General features: G+C 35.4%; 20 protein-coding genes. All 20 read right to left on the bottom strand.

From position 1 onward, the window contains the following. Positions 1–213 precede the first annotated feature (213 nt). The gene (locus tag AC4PID_RS17260; protein WP_492133232.1) at positions 214–2,199 is read right to left on the bottom strand and encodes a methyl-accepting chemotaxis protein; all 1,986 of its coding nucleotides are present in this window, start codon (positions 2,197–2,199) and stop codon (positions 214–216) included. 179 nt (positions 2,200–2,378) lie between these two features. Further along, the gene (gene recO, locus AC4PID_RS17255; RefSeq protein WP_492133231.1) at positions 2,379–3,158 is read right to left on the bottom strand and encodes a DNA repair protein RecO; all 780 of its coding nucleotides are present in this window, start codon (positions 3,156–3,158) and stop codon (positions 2,379–2,381) included. Positions 3,159–3,174: 16 nt separating this feature from the next. Beyond that, positions 3,175–4,545: a magnesium transporter gene (gene mgtE, locus AC4PID_RS17250; protein ID WP_492133230.1), complete on the bottom strand. Its 1,371-nt coding sequence runs from the start codon at positions 4,543–4,545 to the stop codon at positions 3,175–3,177. 127 nt (positions 4,546–4,672) lie between these two features. Then, the gene (gene era / locus AC4PID_RS17245) at positions 4,673–5,563 is read right to left on the bottom strand and encodes a GTPase Era (protein ID WP_492133229.1); all 891 of its coding nucleotides are present in this window, start codon (positions 5,561–5,563) and stop codon (positions 4,673–4,675) included. Between the two features lie 37 nt (positions 5,564–5,600). Beyond that, a complete protein-coding gene (locus AC4PID_RS17240; RefSeq protein WP_492133228.1) occupies positions 5,601–5,990 on the bottom strand; it encodes a cytidine deaminase in 390 nt (129 codons plus the stop codon). A gap of 11 nt (positions 5,991–6,001) precedes the next feature. Then, complete coding sequence (locus AC4PID_RS17235) at positions 6,002–7,105, bottom strand: DUF3048 domain-containing protein (RefSeq protein WP_492133227.1); 1,104 nt, start codon at positions 7,103–7,105, stop codon at positions 6,002–6,004. Then, positions 7,102–7,584 (bottom strand): rRNA maturation RNase YbeY, encoded by a 483-nt coding sequence (ybeY, locus tag AC4PID_RS17230; RefSeq protein ID WP_492133226.1) that lies wholly within the window; start codon positions 7,582–7,584, stop codon positions 7,102–7,104. The genes AC4PID_RS17235 and ybeY overlap by 4 nt, the downstream gene beginning before the upstream one ends. 1 nt (position 7,585) lies before the next feature. Next, entirely contained in the window at positions 7,586–9,733 is a 2,148-nt protein-coding gene (locus AC4PID_RS17225) for an HD family phosphohydrolase (protein ID WP_492133225.1), read from the bottom strand. Further along, positions 9,675–10,709, bottom strand: a complete 1,035-nt coding sequence (locus AC4PID_RS17220; RefSeq protein WP_492133224.1) for a PhoH family protein — start codon at positions 10,707–10,709, stop codon at positions 9,675–9,677. The genes AC4PID_RS17225 and AC4PID_RS17220 overlap by 59 nt, the downstream gene beginning before the upstream one ends. 134 nt (positions 10,710–10,843) lie before the next feature. Continuing rightward, positions 10,844–11,287 carry a GatB/YqeY domain-containing protein gene (locus tag AC4PID_RS17215; RefSeq protein WP_492133223.1) on the bottom strand — a complete coding sequence of 148 codons (444 nt, stop codon included), beginning with the start codon at positions 11,285–11,287 and terminating at the stop codon, positions 10,844–10,846. A 15-nt stretch (positions 11,288–11,302) separates the two neighbouring features. Then, positions 11,303–11,485, bottom strand: coding sequence for a 30S ribosomal protein S21 (gene rpsU, locus AC4PID_RS17210; RefSeq protein WP_204661319.1), 183 nt, complete (start codon positions 11,483–11,485; stop codon positions 11,303–11,305). Positions 11,486–11,599: 114 nt separating this feature from the next. Then, the gene (locus tag AC4PID_RS17205) at positions 11,600–11,941 is read right to left on the bottom strand and encodes a histidine triad nucleotide-binding protein (protein ID WP_492133222.1); all 342 of its coding nucleotides are present in this window, start codon (positions 11,939–11,941) and stop codon (positions 11,600–11,602) included. 110 nt (positions 11,942–12,051) lie between these two features. Further along, positions 12,052–13,350, bottom strand: a complete 1,299-nt coding sequence (gene mtaB, locus AC4PID_RS17200; RefSeq protein WP_492133221.1) for a tRNA (N(6)-L-threonylcarbamoyladenosine(37)-C(2))-methylthiotransferase MtaB — start codon at positions 13,348–13,350, stop codon at positions 12,052–12,054. A 10-nt stretch (positions 13,351–13,360) separates the two neighbouring features. Further along, entirely contained in the window at positions 13,361–14,101 is a 741-nt protein-coding gene (locus AC4PID_RS17195) for an RsmE family RNA methyltransferase (RefSeq protein WP_492133220.1), read from the bottom strand. A gap of 3 nt (positions 14,102–14,104) precedes the next feature. Continuing rightward, entirely contained in the window at positions 14,105–15,046 is a 942-nt protein-coding gene (gene prmA, locus AC4PID_RS17190) for a 50S ribosomal protein L11 methyltransferase (RefSeq protein WP_492133219.1), read from the bottom strand. A 153-nt stretch (positions 15,047–15,199) separates the two neighbouring features. Then, positions 15,200–16,390, bottom strand: coding sequence for a molecular chaperone DnaJ (gene dnaJ / locus AC4PID_RS17185; protein ID WP_492133218.1), 1,191 nt, complete (start codon positions 16,388–16,390; stop codon positions 15,200–15,202). 68 nt (positions 16,391–16,458) lie between these two features. Continuing rightward, positions 16,459–18,270, bottom strand: coding sequence for a molecular chaperone DnaK (gene dnaK / locus AC4PID_RS17180; protein ID WP_492133217.1), 1,812 nt, complete (start codon positions 18,268–18,270; stop codon positions 16,459–16,461). A 26-nt stretch (positions 18,271–18,296) separates the two neighbouring features. Continuing rightward, positions 18,297–18,872: a nucleotide exchange factor GrpE gene (gene grpE, locus AC4PID_RS17175; protein ID WP_492133216.1), complete on the bottom strand. Its 576-nt coding sequence runs from the start codon at positions 18,870–18,872 to the stop codon at positions 18,297–18,299. Positions 18,873–18,890: 18 nt separating this feature from the next. Further along, positions 18,891–19,916 (bottom strand): heat-inducible transcriptional repressor HrcA, encoded by a 1,026-nt coding sequence (hrcA, locus tag AC4PID_RS17170; RefSeq protein ID WP_492133215.1) that lies wholly within the window; start codon positions 19,914–19,916, stop codon positions 18,891–18,893. A 222-nt stretch (positions 19,917–20,138) separates the two neighbouring features. Next, positions 20,139–21,290: a radical SAM family heme chaperone HemW gene (gene hemW / locus AC4PID_RS17165; protein ID WP_492133214.1), complete on the bottom strand. Its 1,152-nt coding sequence runs from the start codon at positions 21,288–21,290 to the stop codon at positions 20,139–20,141. Between the last annotated feature and the right edge of the window lie 35 nt (positions 21,291–21,325).

Below are 21,325 nucleotides of genomic sequence, written 5' to 3'. Positions count from 1 at the left end.
ATAATAAGTTTCGATTTTATAAAATCATTATACCACTACATTTGCATCTTTGTTTTGTTTTTTCGGATTTATAGCCAGTTTTTAATGAAATTCTAACGCTAATAGAAATATTTATTATTTTCCTAATTAAGCTAAAAACCCGCCTATGCTCGGTATAAACGATACAAGGCGGGTTTGCTTTAATTATTGTTGTACTTTTTTATATTGATCGTATTAAATGGTGAACTTACTGATGTTTTCTTCAAGATGCAATGCCAATTCTCTGAGTTTTTCAGCTGAAGAAGCAACTTCTTCTACGATAGCTGTTTGCTCTTGCATTGATGCACTTACCTCTTCAGATGCTGCTGCAGCCTCTTCAGAGACGCTTGCAATACTTGAAATACTATCTAGAATTTCAACCTTACTTGCATCGAGTACTTCAATATCTTTTGAAACAGCGTCGATTACACTTTGAATGCTTGTAATTGCTGTAAAGATACTGTTAAATGACTCTTCAACTTTTTGAACAGCAAGATTTTGATCATTTGAACGCAATTTAACTTCTTGCATGATATTAACTGTATGCGAAGAGCCTTGTTGTATCGAGTTTACGATACTCTTAATTTCATCTGCAGCCTTGCTTGATTCTTCTGCAAGCTTACGGATTTCATCTGCAACAACTGCAAAACCTCTACCATGCTCACCTGCTCTTGCAGCTTCAATTGAAGCGTTAAGTGCAAGTAGGTTGGTTTGTTCAGCAATTGTACTAATTGCTTGAACGATACTACCGATCGCTTGTGATTGGTTTGCTAGCTCTAATATTGCAGTTTCAGTTTTTTGAGTTGCATCATTATTTTCAACATTCTTTTGTCTTAAAACATTTACAGCATCAACGCTGCTCTTATTGATTTGACTTGCTTTAGTCGTTTGATCAATCATAGATACGATGTTTTCAGTGAGCGTTTTAATGTTATTACCCATTTCAGTTGCAACCTTACTGCTCGTTTCGCTGTCCATCGCTTGTTTTGATGCGCCAACAGCAACTTCCTCTACTGCATGAGCAACTTCCCTAGCTGCTTGAGTTGATCGTTCAGATAACCCAACCAAACCATTTGAAGAATCAAGTACTTTTGATGTCGCATCATCAACATTTCTTAAAAGACCTGAAACATTATCTAACATATCGTTTAAGTCATGTGATAAAAGACCAATTTCATCTTTTGCTTTAATATGAATTCTATGGCTTAAGTCACCACGACTCACTTCACTAATGAATGTACTGATTTTCTTAATGTTTTTAAGGATTAAGTTAGAGAATACAATAGCAACGACGATAGCTAATGCTAACAGAATACTAGAGAAGAATAATAAAGTTAATATCAAAGATCTGGTTTGTTCTGCAATTTCACTTTCATCGACTGTAGCAAGTAATTTCCAACCCAATGAATCAATAGTTGTCAAAAATGCAATTTTATTTACACCTTTATACGCATATTCATATGAACCAGATGTGTTGTTTGCAACGAAATTCTTTAAACCTTCAAGTGGAATTTCATTACCGATTTGAGCGGGATCTTTATGTGTCATTACTAGATTATTACTATCAATAGCAATGACATATCCAGTTTTTCCAATCTTAATTTCATTTAAGCTGACCGCTACCTTTGAAATATCCAAATCAAGTGCTAAAACACCTTCGAGACTACCAGAACTGTTTTTTACTGGTAATGCTGCTGAGATAACGACAACTGATTTATCAGTTGCATCAGTGTAAGGTGGTGTCCAAATAAAGCCATCCTTGTTTACAGCATCAGTATACCATGGTCTTCCAGTCGGATCATACCCAGCAGGAAGTTCAACCTCTGGCCAAATATAAAAAGATTTGTCTTTGTACCCAACATAAATGTTTTTGACTTCGCTGTACTCAGTAATAAAAGATTCAAACGATTTTAACATCCATGGTTGACTATCGGTTTCAGTTCTAGCTACTTTTACATTTGGATCCAATGCCATTAATTTAGTAGCTCTTTCATAGATAGCCATATAATTGGTAACGCTGTTTTTTACTTGTTCTGAAATTTCTAAAGATGATTCCTTCATATTGTTATAATATGAGTCCTTTGAAACCTTGTAGATGATTCCCCCGAGTGTCACCATAGGAATGGTAATAACTAGTATAAAAGCGAGAATCAATTTTGCTCTTAAACTGAATTTTCTCATAAGCCTTCCTCCCCGTAAACAATTAAGTTAACTATAATATACCCCCACAGTTGTATTATTCTAACATAAATTTTTACAATAAAAAAGAAAGTGTATAGACACCTTCTTGTCAACTAAAACTTATATAACTATAATATAAAATCTATATAAAAATTATTGTAGATTTGCAAGTATTTGAATTACTGATGTTTTTTGATGTCTTCTAAAAAATTTTTAGACTTTATATCCTTAATTTGATTGTGATATATTATTAATTCTTCGTAAAAACTACACAATCTTTGAATGTAGTTTGGATGTATTTTAGTCTTAATTATGACTCTTGGATCTTTTAACAAGAGATAATTGATCAGATTAATATAAGTTTGGTTAATCTTGTAGCCTTTATACTTGCTTTTTTCACAATTGTCACAGATTAACCCACCTGCATAAGGAGAAAAATAAAGATGATCATTTAGTTTACAACCACAAGAGGTACAATTGGTTGATAGATTCGCTTGATGACCAGTAATTTTTGATAATTTGATCAGATAAGATGCTCTTAATAGCTCAAGCATATCCAATGTGAGTGGTGCCTCTTCTCTGCCTGAATTTGACAGGATAGAGATTAGCTCAACGATTAACTGATAATGCGGATAATCTCCAACGTTGGGTACAGTCGTCAAATTACAGAGTTCAATAAAGTAATTACCATATGCCAACACATCTAGATCGTTTGTAACCCTAAAATGAGAATCAATGATCTCACAGGAGATTACTTTAGGAATCTTATTGGATGTGTTGATGGTGAAGGTGCCGTACACAAAGGGCTTAGAACTGGCAGCCAGTTGAGACTTAGAACTTTTTGCACCATTCGCAACAACTTCCATTTTCCCTGATTTTCTACTAAATAAAGTTAAAAATATATCGTTGTTCAAGGATTTATTTGATTTTATCACTAAGGCATCTGTATCGAAATACATAAGATCTCCTATCGAGTTATAAGCTTGTCATTAATATCGTTGCAAGTGAAAAATAAATTGTAAGACCAGTTAGGTCAATTGTGGTAGTAATAAAAGGAGCTGAAGCAACCGCTGGATCAATTCCTATTTTTTTAAATACCAGTGGCACAATCGTTCCAATAGTTGCAGCTGTGGTCATATTCGCCCACATAGAAATGCCTACGATAATTGCGATATGAAACTCTGCATTCATTATAATTGCTGCAAATCCAACTAAAACTGAACAGACGATGCCTACAAATAGACCAACTGATATTTCATGTATTAAAGTTCTTAATATGCCAGTTCCTTCGATGACATGTGTTGCAATGTTTCTAACTGTGATTGTTGAGGACTGTGTGCCGACATTCCCTCCCATACCAGTCAAAAGTGGCATAAACATAGCCAATGTTGCATTTGCGCTAATCGTTCCCTGAAACTTTGCAAGAACACTTGCTGATAGTAGACCACCAAAAATAGTGATAATTAACCACGGTAACCTTGATAAAACTGAATTTTTTACACGTTCAAATAATGAGTCATCATTTTCGTACATTTCAGTTTCAGAAGCACCAGCGAATTTAAAAATATCCTCTGTTGCTTCCTCTTCCAAGATATCCAAAACGTCATCAATAGTGATGATGCCTCGTAAAACATTATCATCATCCACGACTGGTATTGCTAAAAGGTCATATTTAGAAACCACTTTAGCAACATCTTCTTGATCATCATGAACATTGACTGTAATTAAATTCTCATTCATAATAGATTCTATCGGTTTGTTTGGAGATGATATTATCAATTCACGAAGCGAAATAACACCAACTAAACGATCGTTGCTATCGGTTACATAGACATAGTAAATGGTTTCAGCATCTGGTGCAATTGCTCTGAGCGTTTCTATAGCATAATAAACAGAAAAATTTTTTCTTACAGAAACAAAATCCTTTGTCATGCTACGTCCAGCAGTTCCTTCTTCATACACGAGAAGTTCCTTAACGTCAGCGGCATCTTCATAATCTAGAAATGCAATGATTTCTTGTTGACGACTTTCAGGTAATTCACTTAACTTGTCAACGATATCATCTTGGGACATATTTTCTAACAGTTCGACCTTTTTTTCATATGTCAAATTCTTCAAGATATCACTAAATTGCTCTGAATTGATCTCCTCAAGAACTTCGGTCGCTTTTTCTGTTGATAATAGTCCAAAGACAATTTCTTGCTGATCATCTTCAAGATTTTCTAAAACCTCAGCAATATCAGCAGCATGCATGTCTTCTAGATAGACATGAAGCTCGACTTCATTATTTTCTTCGAGAAGTCTCTCTACTTTTGATAGATACTCATAAAACATTAATAAGCTCATGGCTACCTCCTTTTGCCCTAATTAATAAAAATCTTCAGGCATCAAGCCTTCAGATTTTACATCTAATTCTTTGCTGCTTAATAAAAAAAGGTAAGTGTGGCCACTTACCTTTAGGTTACGTTACAAATTACTCCTTATAACCGATGCTTTTTAAGAAGTTTTGATTGTCGCGCCATCCTTCTCGAACTTTGACAAATAGCTGTAAGTTAACGGAGCATTGTAATAATCTCTCGATGTCTTGTCTAGCACTTTTGCCAATGCCTTTTAATTTTCTCCCCTCTTTACCAATGATAATACCTTTGTGTGACTGTTTTTCGCAGATAATATCTACTTCAATGTCATACAGCTCTTTATTGTTTCTTTTTTTAAAGCTCTGTACTTCCACTGCAACACCATGAGGTATTTCTTCATCGATATAAAGTAAAACCTTCTCGCGAATAATTTCGGATACAATGGTTCTTTCAGTTTGATCCGTAAGATGGTCAGTTGGATAAAAAGCGGGTCCTACAGGTAATTTTGCTTTTATTGCTTGTAGAAGTTCTTCTACACCTTTTGAGTTTATGGCAGATAATCCAATAACCGTTTCTATAAAATCATATGTCATATAACGGTCATATATGGTCTTAAACTCTTCTGGGCTGATTAGATCAACTTTATTAATGGCTAATATGACTTTAACCTTAGCTTCCTTTATAAAATCAATTAAATATTCATCTCCAGGTCCCATTTTTAATGAATGATCCACCATTAAAATTACGACGTCTACATCTTTTACTGCACTTTTCGCGCTGTTTACCATATAGTCGCCAAGTTTGTTTTTGGGTCTGTGTATACCAGGCGTATCTACGAAAATTATCTGGCTGTCCTCATCATTATAAAAGCCTGATATCTTATGACGAGTCGTTTGTGGTTTACTCGACATTATGGCAATTTTCTCACCGACGATCTGATTTAACAAAGTTGATTTTCCTACATTCGGTCTACCTATAATGGTCACAAAACCAGATTTAAACTGCATAGCGCCTCCGTTTCTTTAATTACTTTCTAATTTGCCCCTACTTTAGATCAATTTGAGTAAATGATTTTGGTAATAATTCGTCTATTTTATAGACTTCATAATCATAGTCTTTAGCGACGATGATGTCAATATCTTTAGCAAACTCAACGATAACTTGTCTGCAGATGCCACATGGATAAGTAAAATCTCTGCTAGATGAAACAATAGCTATCGCCGAATAATCATGATCACCTTCAGATATTGCTTTGAAAATTGCTGTTCTTTCTGCACAATTCGTTGCGCCAAAAGATGCGATCTCAACATTGCATCCGGTATAAACTTTTCCAGAAGTGGTGAGTAATGCAGCACCAACTTTAAAATTTGAGTATGGTGAATAAGAAAACTGCATTGCTTCATAAGCTTTTTCAACTAATTCATGATATGTCATATTATACCTCGCTATTTAATTATTTCTTCCCTGCCAATCTTCATTACTTGAATCCAAGTTTTTCCAGGATTGAGTTGAATCGGTTGGCCATCTAGGTCAAAGAACTCAGTTAATGCATCCGCACTTTTCTTAGACCAAGTTACTTCGATAAACTTGCCACCTGTGTAGTACTTACCCGTTCCAGATGTGATTAAATCAATATCAAGTCTACCCTCATTGTCTATGACATCGGTTTTCGCATATTGAACTAAAATATTAGTACAAGTTAATTGAGTTTTCGAATCCTCGTCCTTATGGGGAGTACCATTAGTATATCGGTAATATACCTTTTCTTCATCGTTATAAATATACGAAGTGTAATAACCTGTAGGGTCTGTTTTAACAGGGTCTTTGTAAACAAATGTAATTTCATTCGCATTTGAGCCGTTTAGAGCTTTAAATGCCTCGTTGAATTTAATAAAATTTGGTGTTATAGCTGTTTTATATCCTAGTCGATTACCATCTTTTATGAGCAATTCACTCGATGTATACATATTATGAGGAATAGTTTTGTGGTTTTCACGCCAAAATGCACCACTGGTTAAGCCATCAATATCAGCAAGTGCATATCTTCTAATATCAGATAGTGCTTGCATTGAGCCACCAACATGCACATAATAGGGGTCATATTCATAAGCTTTTTCAACAAAATATGGTCTAGAGCTTCTCACTGGACCTACATGATCCGGAAGATCACCGTAAAACACAGCCATATATCTTGTAATAAGCCCTTCTGCTAAGATTTCATATACAACATCAGCTTCATCTAAGCCAGCCTGAGGTCTAGCAAGATATTGATTATCTAACATAACGACGATTGGTCGGCGATCGGTCAGTTCTGAGTCAGAGTATAATCCAGTATATGGATTATAGTGACTATCGTACTTAATCCCCTCAGTTGTTTCTACTTCCTCTGTTTCCATTGTATTTTCAGTAGGTTCAGTGGTAATAAGTACAGTTGTTGCCTCAGTAGTTGGGACTTCATCAGATGAAGTCTTTTTTAGTAGAATACCAATGATTACTGATAAAACGATAAGACCAACGATTCCAGCTGCTGCTATATATTTTTTATTCATAACACATCACCAAGTGATGTGCCTTTAAAAATTTTCATCGCACCAAGAACCTGTTTTTCTTTGGCGCGCATTACACTTTTATCTTCTTCTGTCATATGATCATATCCAAATAGATGTAGCATACTGTGCACTGTTAAGTAGACGATTTCTCTTTCCAAAGAATGTCCAAACTCATCGGCTTGTCTTTGAGCTTGTTCTAATGAAATTACCACATCACCCAAATAAATAAACGGATCATTCACACCATTTTCAATGATTGAATCATATTGAGGAAAAGATAAAACATCTGTAACTGTATCTTTGTTTCTGTATTCTTTATTTAATTCCTTAATTCTATGATCGTTGACAAAAAGAACACTAACCTCTCCCTCAATATCAAAATCCTCATATACTAGTACTTTCTCACTTGCTTTAACGATTAGGGATTCTAATTCTTCTGATAATTCTATCTCTGTTTCGTTGAGTATCTCAATTTGCATATTAGTTCTCCTTTGCTTCAGATTGATCAAACGCAGATTTAGAGATTTGATCTAGATTTACTTCAGGATAAGCGATACGCTCATGGAAAATCCCACTTAAAACCTTTAAGAACGAGGATTTTATTTTCTCAAGCTCTCTAAATGTGATATTTGCATTTGAGAACTGGTTTTCTGAAATTTTTTGATTGAAAATCTTGTCAATTAGTTCTGTGATAGAATCCTTAGTAGGTTCATCTAAACTTCTTACAGCAGCTTCAACCGAATCTGCTAACATGAGTACAACTGCCTCTTTTGTATCTGGTTTAGGGCCAGCATAAAGAAACTTTGTGACATCAACATCAGGATTATTGACTTGCTCACGATGATAGAAATATTTGATTAGTGATGTTCCATGATGTGCTTTAACAACATCTATGATTTCTTTTGGCAATTTATTTTTTTCAAGTAACTCAGCGCCAACCGTCATATGATTTTTAATAAAGTTTGCACTGACTTGAGGTGGTAACTTATCATGAGGATTATCGTGACCAACCTGGTTTTCTTTAAAATAGTACGGTCTTTCAAGTTTGCCAACATCGTGATAGAAAGCAGCAACTCTGGTCAATAAGCTATTTGCACCGATATCATGTGCTGCTGTTTCAGCCAGATTTCCTACTAGAATACTGTGATGATAGGTGCCTGGTGCTTCGATTAACAGCCGTTTCAATAATGGTCGATTGGGATTAGAAAGCTCTAATAATTTAAAAGGTGTTAATACCACAAAGAAGCTTTCAAAAAACGGCATAATTCCAATTGTTAATATCGCACTTAAAACGCCATTTGAGGCTGAAAATGCAAGGTCATACGCAAGGTTTGTGGATTCAGTCTTAAAAATTAACCATTCAGTAAGAACGAAAATCATTAAGACCAATGAGACATAAAGACCAATGCTTATAAGTTGTGATCTCTGTTTGATGTTTTTAACCAGGGCTCTTGAGATCATAATCGTAGAAAGATAAGCAATTAAAGTGAATCCATCTATTCCAGAATGCAAGCTAACGAGTATCAGCAAACCTGAACCAAAAAACAATGCGATTGTCGGAGTAAGCATGATACTTGCCAGTATAGAGAATGCAGGCAATGGAATTAGATAAGGCGATATTTCATAAAAGAAATTTGAACTAATGAAAAAGGTTAAAAATAAGCTCATTAATATGCCATATTTTCTATTGGATTTGATGATATCAATTTCAAAATACCATAGATAGATATGAAGAATGAACCATAACAAACCTAATAATACAACTAGCCCAAGCTTCATAATTAAACTATCAAGTGTTGAGTCTAAAATAATACCACCGCTTTTAAGTAACTCGTAGTCGCTTTGAGAAAGCGTATTGCCCTTTGCCAAATATAAGGTTCCTTTGTTATAAGTTACATCATCAATTTTAGCTAGCTCAGTATCTACTTTAGCCTGCGTCTTAGCTTCATCAATAAACTTATTCTCAACAATAGCGCCACTAATCAGTTTTAGAAGAATGCTTTTTTCAAAATCGTTAACATCCGTTTGAGAGGTAATATAGCTTTCAATAGATTGTCCAGCAGATATAATTTCAGATGCAGTTAACCCGTTTGACATATTTTCAACGGTTATATCGACAGCATAATTTTGAATTAAACTAAGCTTTTCATTAGATAAAATAACTAGACTCATTAGCTCTGCATCATCAAGCCCATATGCATTTCTTCTTTCAATACCAGCATAAACTTTTTTCATCAACTCTATATCGTTGCCATAATCTGTCTTGATTTCAAGAAGACGAGAAAAAAACTCAGTGAGATTTTTCTTTGATTCTACTTGTTTAGAAAAATCAACATACATAATCGGTTCAACTTCTGAAGTTTTTTCGTTTTTCAACGCATTTGTAGCTTCATAATCTATCAGATCGTTTTTTAAGTAGATATCTTCTTTGATCACATCTCCAGGAACATAATTGTAAATGCCATAAAAAGAGGCGTTGTTCATCATTAAAAATATAATGACAAAAGACGCAAGCATGATTAAATTATTGATTAGAAGATTCTTATTTCGAATTTTAATACCAAATTTTTTACGATTCCTTTTGGATGTCTTTTTTGATTTCTTGCTTGAATTCCTGCTTTGAGCCATGTTTCACGTCCTTATTCTCTTTCTCGTATCGATCATAACTAAGTATAATTTTCTTAACGAGTTCGTGTCTAACAACATCTTTTTCATTAAAGTAAACAAAACCGATTTCTTCTACACTTCTTAAGACTTCTATTGCATGTATCAATCCAGATTTTCTGCCATTTGGTAAATCAATCTGCGTTGTATCACCATTGACCACAACTTTTGAATTATAACCAAATCGCGTTAGAAACATCTTCATTTGCTCTCGCGTCGTATTTTGCGCTTCATCAAGGATGATAAAAGCATTATCAAGGGTTCTTCCCCGCATATAAGCAAGAGGTGCAATCTCTATGAGTCCACGTTCCCTAAAAGAGTTAAACGTATCCACACCAAGAATATCAAACATAGCGTCATATAAGGGTCTTAAGTATGGATCAACTTTCATTTGTAGATCACCCGGCAAGAAACCTAAGTTTTCTCCAGCTTCAACAGCAGGACGCGTGATGATGATTCGCGATACTTCATTATTTTTAAATGCACGAATGGCCATCGCTACAGCGAGAAAAGTTTTACCAGTTCCGGCTGGTCCAATACCAAATACCACATCTTTACCTTGAATGGCTTTAATATAGTTATTTTGACCAATAGTTTTAGGTTTAATGTACTTTCCGCGTGTTGTCACACAGATGAAAGATTTGCTTAAATCCTCGAGTTGATTTCCAACACCATGATTTACTGATTGGATGACATAGTTGACGCGCTGTTTATCAACGACTTCACCTGATTGAATGTTTTTAATTAATATTGAGATAACTTCTTCTACCTTTTGAATTTGATCTGGCTCGCCCTTTATACTAATCTCACCATCTCTTGAAGTGATATTAACGCGATATGCTTTTTCAAGTAACAAAATATTTTCATCTAGATTACCAAATAAAAGATGAAATGCACTGAAATCATTTAAAACGACTTTTTTTACTGTACTAGCTGTCATAGATCCTCCAATTGGGGAAAGTTACATTTATTTTAACATAATTTAATCATTAAAGCACTTAATCCAAGTTATAATTATGTCAAAAAAAATTAATGACACACCGTATGGTGTGCCATTTAACTTTAGGTTAAACTCTACGAAAGACCTTTTTTAACGAGATCAGCAACTAGCTTGCCGTCTGCTTTGCCTTTAGTAGCATTCGAAACGATTCCCATTACTTTACCCATATCTTTCATAGATGTTGCGCCAACTGTTGCGATTGCATCGTCAACAATTTTTTGAACTTCTTCAACTGAAAGTTGTTCAGGCATATATTTCATAAGAAATTCGATTTCTTTTTCCGTCAATTCAACCAAATCTTGACGATCGCCATTTTTGAATTCAACGATGGCATTGTTCTTCTGTTTGATTTGTTTTGTAATGATCTCAATAACAGCTTCATCATCAAGGTCTCTTCTCTCGTCTACTTCTACTTGCTTTACAGCAGCACGAAGCATCGTGATTACAGACTTCTTAACAGTTTCCTTGTCTCTCATCGCTACTTTCAAATCATCCATGAGCAACTCTTTTAGTGACATCTTTTCACCTCTTCACTAAAACTGCTTTTTCTTTTTCTTTCTAGCTGCTTCAGATTTCTTTTTACGCTTTACGCTAGGCTTCTCGTAATGTCTTCTTTTCTTAATCTCAGCCATTACGCCAGCTTTAGATGTTTCTCTTTTAAATCTCTTTAAAGCACTATCAATACTTTCATTTTCTCCAACTTTGATGCCAGACATTCACATTCCCTCCCTCCGTTATTAGATTCTTTAAGTACAGAGGAATGTACCTAGAACATACCTTGTTATTATATACTAGGTACGGCTAAAAAGCAATATTAAACTTACTATTTTTTAGCCTGGTGGCCATTTTAGTTGACGTCCTCCAAGCATATGATAATGCAAATGGAATACTGACTGACCACCTTCCTTACCGATATTTGTAAGTAAACGGTAACCACTTTGATCAATGCCAGCTTCCTCTGCTAATTGCTTGGCAACTAAATGTATGTGCCCTATTAAATCTTTATGAGTGTCATCTAGATGAGCAACCGATTCAATGTGTTGTTTAGGTACTATCAATACATGAACAGGCGCTTCGGGATTGATGTCTTTAAATGCGTAAACCTGCGAGTCCTCATAGACTTTCGTCGAGGGAATGTCTCCGTTTATAATCTTACAAAATATACAATCCATCTTTTAACACCTCCTTTCATGCAATCATAATACTCAACTATTATATCAAACTTTTCACTCGAAATTAAGTGGAAATAACCAAATAAAGTAAATATTCTTACAAATAAAAATTAAAGCTCTATTGTAGCCATTAACTTATTTTCAGAGATTTCAGTAACGATAACTTTTAATAATGTGCCAGATTTAACTTTGTCTTTAATCAACACATTCAGGTAATTTGTACTATGGCCTTGCGAAAAGCCATCCTTCTCATCTTCAACCAAAACCTCAAGTTCCTGATTGATAAATTGTTCTTGATAGATTTGTGTTAATTGATTCGCCTTTGTTATTAACTGTTCACTTCTGGATTTCTTAACTTTGCCGTCTATTTGATCTTTCATCTCTGCAGCAGGTGTGCCTTCACGCTTAGAAAACTGAAATACATGAATTTCACTAAAGCCAACTTTTTCAACAAAAGCCATCGTCTCAAGAAACTCTTCCTCTGTTTCACCTGGAAAACCAACGATAATATCCGTTGTTAATGAAGGTGCTTCGTAAATGGATTTGAGTCTTTTAACAGATTCGTAGAATTCTTCCGCAGTATATTTGCGATTCATTCTCTTCAAGACTGTATTGGAACCACTTTGAAGAGAAAGATGGAAATGATCACAGACTTTCGGAAGTGAAGAAAGACGCGATACAAATGAATCAGAAATCAATCTAGGTTCAATAGAACCTAAACGAATCCGTTTAACGCCTTCAATAGCATGGATAGACTCAATCAAATCAATTAATTCAACTTGATCAAGGTCTAAACCATATGACCCTATATGAATGCCTGTTAGTACAAATTCCACATAACCTTTTGTCGTTAATTGCTTGATTTCATCTACTACATGTGATAATTCCCGACTTCTCACTCTACCTCGTGCATAAGGAATAATACAGTAAGTGCAGAATTGATTACAGCCTTCTTGAATTTTAACAAACGCTCTTGTATGTGTGGTTATATTAGAGACGGTCATTTCTTCAAATACCTTAATTTTTGAAATATCTTCTACGATAACGTAAGGTTTTGGTGTGTTTCCGCTGATATAGTCTGAGATATAGTTAAGGATAGATGTTCTCGCATCCGTTCCGACTACAATATCAACATCCTCTATCGCACTAACTTCATCCGGTGAAATTTGTGCATAACAGCCAACCACAACCACGATGCCATTTGGATTGCTCTTTTTGGCACGTCTTATCATCTGTCTTGACTTTTTATCGCTAATGCTAGTAACTGTGCAAGTATTGATCACATATACATCTGAAAAGTCATCAAAATCGACAACTTCATATCTGTTTTTATAAAAAAGATCCATTAAGGCATCTGTTTCATATTGGTTTGTTTTACAACCAAGTGTGACAAATGCAACTTTATTCATTAAATACTCCTTAATCTAACTCGCCGATTTCATATTGGATGCATGTCGTCGCAACAAATCCAGCGGTTTCTGTACGTAAAATTCGACTGCCAAGCGTAACTGATTTAGCTCCGGCAGTTACAATTTTCTCAACCTCAGAGGTTTCAAATCCACCTTCAGGACCAACAAGAATAGCTATTTTGTTACCTTTAAAGGCTTGCATATGCTGCTTTAATGATGCAATTTTTTCTTTTTCATAAAGAATAAAGAAGGCATCATAATCAGCCACAATTGCCTCCAGTTCGTTTATTTTAAGAATTCCATTGAGACCTGGAATTCTCTCTCTTTTTGATTGTTTAGCAGCCTCTTTGATAACGCGTTCCAATCGTTCTAGTTTTTTAGGAACATCTTTGGGCTTATAATCGACAATACATCTCTTTGACTGCACCAAATAAAAATCGTGAATGCCCAACTCAACATTCTTTTGCAAGATCAATTCTAGCTTTGATCCTTTTGGCAAACATTGAAAAAGGTCGACTTGAATATTTGATTCAGTGCCCAATGGTTGTTTGCTGTCAATGATTAGAACGACAGAATTTGACTCTATCACATTGACCTTACCAATTATAAGCTCGGTATCTGAAACGAGCTCAATCATCTCGCCGATTTTAACTCTTAAAACTTTCGTTAAGTGCGTCACGCTTTCAGTGTGATTGAGAACGACCTGATTCTCAGAAATGACATCTTCAGATTCTAGAAAAAAACGATGCATACCCTATCCTTTAACCTTTCGAGAGACAACAACAGCCCACTCACCTTTTTTCATGACTTCGACAATTTCAAACTGTCTTTTCTTAAGTTCTTCAATAACCCAATCCACTTTATCCAGTATTAATCCTGAACTAACAAACAACGCATCTGGCTTCATGATACTTTCAACATCATCTGAAAGTCTAACGATGATGTCCGCAATGATATTTGCTACAACTAACTCTGCTTTCTCAGGTACAACTTTAATCAAATCACCATGTCTTACATCAGAGCGTTCTGATAGGCCGTTCAATCTTAAATTCTCACGAGCAGTATTAACCGCGTTTTCATCTATATCTACCGCAATAATTTCCTTTGCACCCAATTTGCCAGCTGCTATAGCAAGTATCCCACTACCACATCCTACGTCTATAACCGTATCTGAAGGTCTCATATACTTCTCAATCATTTCTATGCACATGGATGTGGTTTCATGTGTACCAGAACCAAAAGCATTACCTGGATCAATTTCAATCACAAGGTCATCCTCTTTGGTTTCAAAAGTTTCCCATGAAGGTTTAATAACGATTCGATTCCCAAGTCTAAAAGGTTTAAAGTACTTCTTCCACTCATTTTCCCAGTCAGAAGCATATATTGCTTTATGACTAACTTCATTAAGGCCAATTGGGATATCAAATTCAAGCAAATTTTCTATGCTCTCTTTTAAATTACTTGCCACTTCTTCGATATTGCAATCATCAAAGTAGCCAGTAATTAACACACCGTCAAAATCAAGTTCTAAATTCTGCGGATCATAATAATCCCATTTTCCCATTTCCTGATTCGTAAAATCCTCATCATTAGGATTATTAATCATAACGCCTGTAGCACCATAACCATATAATAAGTTTGTAACTGCATCTATGGCAGCTTCAGAGGTTTTAACATTAATTTCATACCAGCTCATACTTAACTCCTTATTTATGTTCAAAATAAACCCTATTTAAATACTAAGATATCCTAAATAATATATCATAATTCAACTCTATCGTCTATCGTGAAAAAATCCTGCCATCACTTCAAACAAGTGCATAGCAGGATTGTGTAGATTTAACTTATCTTAGCTAAAATTGTCTTTTAGCTTATCGAAAAAATTTTTATCGTTTCCTTTTTTTCCTTTAGAGTTTGGCTTTGGATTTTCTTCAGTTTCTGTAGTAGAAGCTTTAATTCCAGATAGTTCTGAATCAAATTGCATCAATGCTTCCTTTTGCTTTTTAGTCAGCTTAGTCGGAATCTCAACATTAATTTTAACGAATTGATCGCCTCTACCATAGCCATTGAGGACAGGAATGCCTTTTCCCTTTAACTTGAACTGTTTTCCAGAAGGCGTTCCTTCAGGGATAGTAAACTTAGCTTTACCATCAAGTGTTGGAACCAATACTTCTGCACCGAGTACCGCTTGAGGGTAGGTTATCCAAAGATCATAATAAATATCATTGCCATCTCTTGTAAAGAATTTGTGTGGTTTTACCCTTAAAACAATCATTACATCGCCTCTTGGACCACCGTTTTGTCCTAGATCGCCTTCACCTCTAAGTTGCATTTGTGCACCATGAAAAACACCAGCTGGAATATCGATTTCTTTAGTGTATCTTTTCTTAATGATGCCATGCCCCTTACATTGATGACAGGCTTGATCAAACGTTTCACCTTTCCCCTTACAAGTAGGGCATTGTTTCACGCTTATAGACTCACCAAAAAGAGATCTTTGTGAATATCTAATCTCTCCCGTACCATTACAAGCACTACATTTATGTGTATCTGTACCTGGTTCATTTCCGGCACCGTGACACACGTCACATTCTTCAGTTCTTAGGTATTCTATCGTTTGCTTCTTACCGAATGCAGCTTCTTCAAACTCAAGTGTTAAGTCTACTCGTATGTCTTTACCTTTTCTTGCACTGTTGCGACCTCTCGAGGAAGAACCGAAACCAAAGCCACCACCGAACATCTCGTTGATAATATCCTCAAATCCACCAAAGCCCTCAAATCCGCCAAATCCTGCACCAGCACCACCATTTTGGTTGACACCTGCATGACCAAATTGATCATAAAGTCGACGTTTTTCAGCATCACTTAAGACTTCATACGCTTCGTTGATTTCTTTAAATTTTGCTTCAGCTTCCTTATCATCAGGATTTCTATCTGGATGATATTTCATCGCGAGTTTTCGATAAGCGCTTTTTAACTGAGCTTCATCAGCATTTCGTTCCACTCCCAGTAGTTCATAATAATCGCTCTTGTTGCTCACACCTCAAACCGCCTTTCTATTGATGAAGGGCATCGTTAGATGCCCTTATTACTGTCATGTCCTGAAATTTAGTCTACCACTTCGTAGTCTGCTTCGTCAACATTATCTTGACCATCATCTTGAGTCGTTTGTTGTGCACCTGCTTGTTCTTGAGCGTATAACTTTTGAGCAATTGGTTGGAATGCATTAGTTAATGCTTCAAAATCTTTTTTAATTGCTTCAACATCATCTGTTGCCATGGTTACTTTTAATGCTTCAATTTTTGCTTTTACATCTTCTTTTTCAGAATCTGATGCTTTATCGCCAATTTCATCCAAAGATTTTTCGATCTCATAGATCATGTTGTCAGCTTTATTTCTCTCTTCAATTAACTCTTTACGTTTTTTATCTTCTTCAGCATGAAGCTCAGCTTCTTTTACTTTTGCTTCGATATCTGAGTCAGATAAGTTAGTTGAAGCAGTGATTGTAATGTGTTGTGTTTTACCAGTTCCTAAATCTTTCGCACTTACATTTACGATACCATTAGCATCGATGTCAAATGTTACTTCGATTTGTGGTAATCCTCTTCTTGCAGGTGGAATACCATCTAATTGGAATCTACCTAATGCGATGTTATCATTCGCCATTTGACGTTCACCTTGTAATACGTGGATGTCAACTGCTGTTTGATTATCAGCTGCTGTAGAGAACACTTGAGATTTTTTAGTAGGAATTGTTGTATTTCTTTCGATTAACTTAGTGAATACGCCACCTAAAGTTTCGATACCAAGTGATAATGGCGTAACGTCTAATAATAATACGTCTTTAACATCACCAGATAATACACCACCTTGAATTGCCGCACCAAGTGCAACACACTCATCAGGATTAACACCTTTATGTGGGTCTTTGCTAGTGAAACGTTTTACAGCTTCTTGTACTGCTGGGATTCTAGTTGAACCACCTACTAAGATAACTTGCTCGATATCACTAGGATTTAAACCTGCATCTTTTAACGCTTTTTTAGATGGTTCCATGGTCATATCTACTAAATGTTTTGTTAATTGTTCAAACTTAGCTCTCGTAAGATCTAAATTCATATGAAGTGGACCTTCAGCAGTTGCAGTGATAAATGGTAAGTTGATGTTAGTAGATTGTGTACTTGAAAGCTCTTTTTTAGCTTTTTCAGCAGCTTCTTTAAGTCTTTGAAGTGCCATTTTATCTTGTCTTAAATCAACGCCGTGTTCTGCTTTGAAAGTTTCAGCCAAGTGATCCATTACAACTTTATCAAAGTCATCGCCACCTAAATGATTGTTACCATTTGTTGCTAATACTTCAAACACGCCATCACCGATTTCAAGGATAGATACGTCGAATGTACCACCACCTAAGTCAAATACCATGATTTTGTGTTGTTTATCCGTTTTATCAAGACCGTATGATAATGAAGCCGCTGTTGGCTCATTGATAATTCTTTTTACTTCAAGACCAGCAATTTTACCAGCATCTTTTGTAGCTTGTCTTTGAGCATCTGTAAAGTAAGCAGGAACAGTGATTACTGCTTCAGTTACAGTTTCACCAAGGTAGCTTTCAGCATCTGCTTTTAATTTTTGAAGAATCATCGCTGAAATTTCTTGTGGTGTATATGTTTTGTCATCGATTTTTACTTTGTGGTCCGTACCCATTTCTCTTTTGATAGAGATGATGGTACGATCTGGGTTTGTGATTGCTTGTCTTTTAGCAGTTTCACCAACTAATCTTTCGCCATTTTTTGTAAATGCAACTACAGATGGCGTTGTTCTATTACCTTCTGCATTAGGGATTACAACTGCCTCTCCACCTTCTAATACTGATACACATGAGTTTGTTGTACCTAAGTCGATACCAATTATTTTAGCCATATATTTTATCCTCCTTATTTTTTAAATTAATGTGATACCTTAACCATACTTGGTCGAATCACTTTATCGTTAAGTTCATACCCATCTTGGAAAACCTCTGTTACATGGTCTTCTTTACCATCTTCAGCTTCAACCGTCATAACTGCGTGATGCTTAATTGGATCAAAAGGCATTCCCAACGCTTCAATTTTTTTAACACCATTTCTGTCAAAGAATTCATCAAGTGATTTTTTTATCATGATGATGCCATCTAAAACCTTACTATCCATGTTTTCAGCTGCACTTGCTTGAAGTGCTCTTTCAAAGTTATCCATAATAGGAAGCATCTCAATCATGAGTTTTTCTGTTCCAAATTTAAAGATATCACTTTTTTCTTTTTCAACACGTTTACGATAGTTCTGAAACTCAGCATTTAATCTTAAATACTTATCGTTTAATTGTCCTATTTCTTCCTGCAATTTTGCTAGCTCATCCACTCCTGTTTCTTCTGTAACCTCTGGAGTTGCTTCAGCAGCCTCGTCTTTTACGACCTCTTCTTCATGACTTTTCTTTTTGCTCATTTCATCATCTACCTTTTTTTTACTCATTTTCTTGCCTGCCATAAGTTCCTCCAACTAGTCTTATAAGTATATTCCTGAAAAAACATCTGACAAAGTGTTACTAATATAATTAACCGTTGATACCACTGAACCGTAATCCATACGTTTAGGTCCTAGGATAAGTATCTTGCCGGCATTATTACCATCAACGTGATAAGAAGATGCGACGATACTACAGTCGTCAAGTGCATCAATCCCAATTTCATTCCCAATTTTAATCGAAAGCTTATTTTCAGGTAATTCATCTAAAAGCTCAACCAATTGGCTTTCATTTTTTAAATACTCAAATATTGATTTTGCTTTTTCTGTATCTGAAAATTCATAGGTGGATAATAAATGGGAAACGCCATCTACATAAAGCTCAGTACCATTTAATCCCTTAAGTGCATCTCTCAAAATCGGTATCAAGTAATCAACGATACCACCAAAAGCGGCTAATTTTTCTTTGATCTTAGAAATAGCTCTTACATCGATATTTTCGATGGTTTCACCACTTAAGTGATCGACCATAGTATCTGAAATTCGATCTAGAATGTACTGCTCTGTATTGGTTAAAGCCAACTGAATGTTCTTTACAATCCCTGTATCTGTAACTAAAATCAATAGAACCTTTGAATCAGAAACCTTTACAAGCTTAAGATTCGCTAATTTACATTTATTAAATTTAGGAATCGAAACAATTGCAACTAATTTAGTAAACTCAGAAAGTAATTTAACCGCTTGTTTCGCGATATCACTTGCCTCAATAATTCTATTGAGCAATAGAGATTGTATTACTTCCTTTTCTCTTATCGAAATGCTGTTTTCCCTAACGAGATAATCAACATACAATCGATAACCTAAATCTGAAGGAATTCTACCTGCAGAAGTATGTGGCTGCAATAGATAACCGAGCTCCTCTAGGTCTGCCATTTCATTTCTAATCGTTGCAGAACTTATACCGAGAGGGTATTTCTTAGAAATTGTTCTTGAGCCCACAGGCTGTGCCGTATCAATAAAGTCACTTATAATGGCTTCAAGTATTTTTAACTGTCTATCAGATAACATTGACTCACCTGCCTTTTGTTAGCACTCAATATTACCGAGTGCTAATTCTATATTTACTTTACAGCAGCACCTTTTATCTGTCAAGTGACTTTTTTTCATTTTAAACTCTATTTACACTCTATTCACAAATGAAGAAGCCTGTATTCTCAATGGGTATAAGATAACCCTTGAAATACAGGCTGAAATGGTACCTTTATCTATATAACCTTTAAATAAGGTCAACTAGTCCATAAACTTCAAAAATACGAGATTTGAAAGATCTCTTCCTTTAGCTGTTAAGGATAAGTGCGTCTCTGTTTCGGATACCAACTCATATCCTTTAAGCTCATGCAAAGCAACTGCATACCGATCTTTAAAATCAATATTGTAGGCCTCATTAATTTTTTCAAATGATATGCCCTCATTTAGCCTTAAACCGAGAATAATGGTTTCGAAAAGCTCTTCTTTCTCATCTAAAAGGGACTCTTCGGTATATTTGGGCTGCATGACTTGCCACTGCTCTATATAACTCGACATTACCGACGAATTTGCAAATCTTTTATGTCCAACTTTTGAATGCGATGAAAGTCCCAGTCCTAAATAAGGTTTGTTTTTCCAATAGGTTAGGTTGTGCTTGGATTCATATCCTGGTACTGAGAAATTGCTGATTTCGTATTGCATTAAACCTATGCTTGCAAGCTCACTTTCTAAAGTATGATACATCTCTCTTTCAACTTCATCATCAGGAAGTTCAACTTTTCCATTAACATATTTTTCATATAAAGGTGTCCCCTCTTCTAATTTCAAAGAGTAAGCAGAGACATGCTTAGGAGAAAGCGTTTTAACCAGTTCAACTGCCTTTTTTATGTCCTCAATGGATTGGTCAGGAAGACCAAACATTAGATCTAAGCTGATATTATCAATGCCAGATCGTTTAATTGCTTCATATGATGTAAGAAAGTCGTTGGTTGAATGAATTCTACCAATTTGCTTCAGTAAAACATCATTGGTCGTCTGAAGGCCCATAGAAATGCGGTTAATGCCTGATGCCGTATAATAATTGAGTTTTTCCTCAGTTAATGTACCAGGGTTTACTTCAAGTGTAATTTCAACATCAGTTGTAAAAGTAGTAACATTTCTTAATTGCTTTAAAACCCGACTGATATAGATACCATCGACGATACTAGGTGTACCACCACCAAAATAGACAGAACCAATTTCATATTTTTGAATCTCTTCTTTATAAAACTCAATCTCATTTGATAAAGCGGTGAAATACGCTTCAATACCATTGTTAATTTCAAATTCAGCGACTCGATGGGATACAAAGTCACAGTAGGCACATTTGCTTGCACAAAATGGAATATGGATGTAAATACCTAATCTTTCTTTCATATGCCCTCCTTAATTGATAGGGATAAAAAGAGCAA

Source organism: Fusibacter sp. QWL-12 (assembly GCF_058683495.1).
The sequence above is the reverse complement of the archived record's forward strand: the minus strand, read 5'-3'. Positions and strand labels throughout refer to the sequence as shown.